This is a genomic window from Mesorhizobium sp. M7A.F.Ca.CA.003.01.2.1, from assembly GCF_003998945.1.
GTDB classification, from domain to species: domain Bacteria; phylum Pseudomonadota; class Alphaproteobacteria; order Rhizobiales; family Rhizobiaceae; genus Mesorhizobium; species Mesorhizobium ciceri.
In genome coordinates this window covers 1-1527 of record NZ_RZRA01001141.1, presented here as the reverse complement: position 1 = coordinate 1527, position 1527 = coordinate 1, and the positions used below count along the sequence as shown (strand labels likewise).

Here is a 1527-nt window from a genome sequence, read left to right as displayed (position 1 = left end):
GTTCAGGCAAGAAGGTCGAACATCGCCAAGGCCATGCGCAAATGCAGGCTGTGCAAGGTCTTCACGCTTTATCAACCATGAATGAGGAAAATGCCTGCTATCCGGCCGGACCGTGCTTCCCGCCGACAGCGTAGGGTCTGGGTATATGCGTGAGTTGCCGCAAGGTCTGACGCCGCCGCGAAATGGCGACGCAATCGAAACCGATCATCATCTTTCCCGCCGCGCCATCCTGTCCGGGGCAGGGGCGCTTGCGCTGCTGAGCGCCGCCGGTTGCTCGACCTCGGGCGGCGGCCTGCCGGCGCTCGAGCTCGACGACGTCACCACGGGTTCCGTGCGGCCGATCCGGCCAAGCATCAGCGTCGACAAGAACGTCACCAGTCCCGGGGTCATGTATGCCGGGCTGACCGACGGCGGCTTCAACGTTCCGGAAGTGCCATATCTGAAGGTCAAGCCGGAATTCCGCCGCCAGATCGTCGTCGACACGACAGGCGAGGCGCCCGGCACCATCGTCGTCCATCTCAAGGAGCGCATGCTCTATTTGGTCCAGCCGGGCGGCGATGCCATCCGTTATGGCGTCGGCATCGGCAAGGACGGTTTCCGCTGGTCCGGCCGCGCCAACATCCAGTACGGCAGGGAATGGCCGACCTGGACGCCGCCGCCGGAGATGATCGCCCGCAAGCCTGAACTGGTGAAATGGCAGGCCGGACAGCCCGGCGGCCTCACCAATCCGCTCGGCGCGCGTGCCCTCTACATCTACCAGGACGGCAAGGACACCGGCTATCGCATCCACGGTTCGCCCGAATGGTGGAGCATCGGGCAAGCGATGTCGTCGGGCTGCGTGCGCCTGATCAACCAGGACATCATCGACCTCTACAGCCGCGTCTCCAAGAAAAATCCGGTCGTCGTCGTCTGACGCTTATGCGGCGTGTTGGCGCCGCTCGAAACTCCCGTTGCGCGATGCGACAAGACAGGCCAAGGTGCCTTGAAAACCATCGCGCCGGGAGAAATCAAGCATGGCTGGAACGTTTGTCATCGCGCAGGGCGGCGGCCCAACCGCCGTCATCAACCAGACGGTTGTCGGGGCGACGCTGGAGATCCGCAAGCGGCATCCCGGTGCCAAGGTGCTGGGCTCGATCCATGGCGTGCGCGGCATCCGTGACGGCAATTATGTCGACCTTTCCGCCATTCCGGAAGACCGCCTGCGGCTGATTGCCGGCACGCCGAGCGCCGCCCTCGGCTCGACGCGCGACAAGCCCGACGCCGCCTATTGCGATGTCATCCTCAACGGCCTGAAGAAGGCCGGCGCCGACGCCTTCATCTATATCGGCGGCAACGACACGTCGGGTACCCAGCAGATCCTGACCGACGCCGCCGGCGGCTCAATTGCCTTTGTTCATGCGCCAAAAACCATCGACAATGATCTCGAGGAAAACGACCACACGCCGGGCTTTATTTCGGCGGCCGAGTTCGTCGCCGGCGCCTTCCTGTCCGTCGATCTCGATTTTCGCGCGCTGCCCGGCATCTATG

At 63.9% G+C, this 1527-nt stretch carries 2 protein-coding genes; both read left to right on the top strand.

Going from position 1 to position 1527, the window contains the following annotated elements:
- Nucleotides 1-145: 145 nt before the first annotated feature.
- Entirely contained in the window at nucleotides 146-913 is a 768-nt protein-coding gene (locus EN969_RS30575) for a L,D-transpeptidase (protein ID WP_024501964.1), read from the top strand.
- A gap of 100 nt (nucleotides 914-1013) precedes the next feature.
- Nucleotides 1014-1527: 6-phosphofructokinase (locus tag EN969_RS30570; RefSeq protein ID WP_206525275.1), on the top strand; the 514-nt coding region annotated here is incomplete at its 3' end.

What these genes read in the sequence shown, in the direction of transcription:
- EN969_RS30575 (WP_024501964.1), top strand. Translation starts at nt 146, where the DNA reads ATGCGTGAGTTGCCGCAAGGTCTGACGCCGCCGCGAAATGGCGACGCA.